The organism is Paracraurococcus lichenis, from assembly GCF_030657435.1.
Classification (GTDB): domain Bacteria; phylum Pseudomonadota; class Alphaproteobacteria; order Acetobacterales; family Acetobacteraceae; genus Paracraurococcus; species Paracraurococcus lichenis.
Window position 1 is genome coordinate 1 of record NZ_JAUTWS010000396.1, and the last position, 729, is coordinate 729.

A 729-nucleotide genomic window follows, 5' to 3' on the forward strand; every position below is an offset into this window, starting at 1 on the left:
CTTGAGGATGTTGAAGGCGAAGCTGCGGAGGCGGGCGAAGAGACCTGGATTGCAGCGAATGCGGGAGCGGTCCTCGCCCATGGTCACGTCGCGGGTGTAGTGCGACGTGTTCTCGATCTTCCAATGGTCCCGGATGGCAGAGGCAGCGCGAACGGCTGGAAGTGCGGTGGTGGCGAGGTAGAAGGCGGTCTCGGAAGAGCGGCTCCAGAGACCGGTCTTGGCGCTGCGGGCGAGGACGTCGCGCTCGACGCGGATCACGGCACCGATGAGGGATGCCCACTCAATGTCGGTGAAGGCGGCGGCGGCATCGAAGACGGTGACGCTGCGCTCCTCTTGCCGGTTGCGCCCCCGATCACGGCTACTAGCCGCGGAAAGCGGGGCGGCGCTGGCGCAGAGGTCCTTGGCCTTTTGATGCAGGGTGGGCTGGTTGTCCTTGACCTGTATGATCAGGTCGGCTCTGGCCTTTGCGGCGAGCTCGAAGGTTTCCTCTGGCAGTGCAGGGCGTCGAGCGTGACCAAGTGGCCAGCCAAGCCGAGTTCGGCGAGCAGCGCCTGAGCAGCCGGGATCTTATTGGATTTCTCGTCGACCTCGCTGTGCGCCAGCACCAGGGCTGTGTCGGTGGCGAACATGCCGAGCAGGTGCGCGGCGGCGCGGTCGCGGAACGCGTCGAAGCTGCCGCGCAGGGTCTTGCCGTCGATCGCCAGACTACCACCGCCCGGCCTGGCGTGG

Annotated in this window: 2 protein-coding genes; both read right to left on the reverse strand. The window is 66.5% G+C overall.

Annotated features, from left to right (window positions below; translation table 11 throughout):
* Positions 1 to 495: ISAs1 family transposase (locus Q7A36_RS40450; protein ID WP_370655815.1), on the reverse strand; the 495-nt coding region annotated here is incomplete at its 3' end.
* On the reverse strand, positions 447 to 729 hold a 283-nt coding region (locus tag Q7A36_RS40455), incomplete at its 5' end, for an ISAs1 family transposase (protein WP_305109435.1). The genes Q7A36_RS40450 and Q7A36_RS40455, both read right to left, overlap by 49 nt.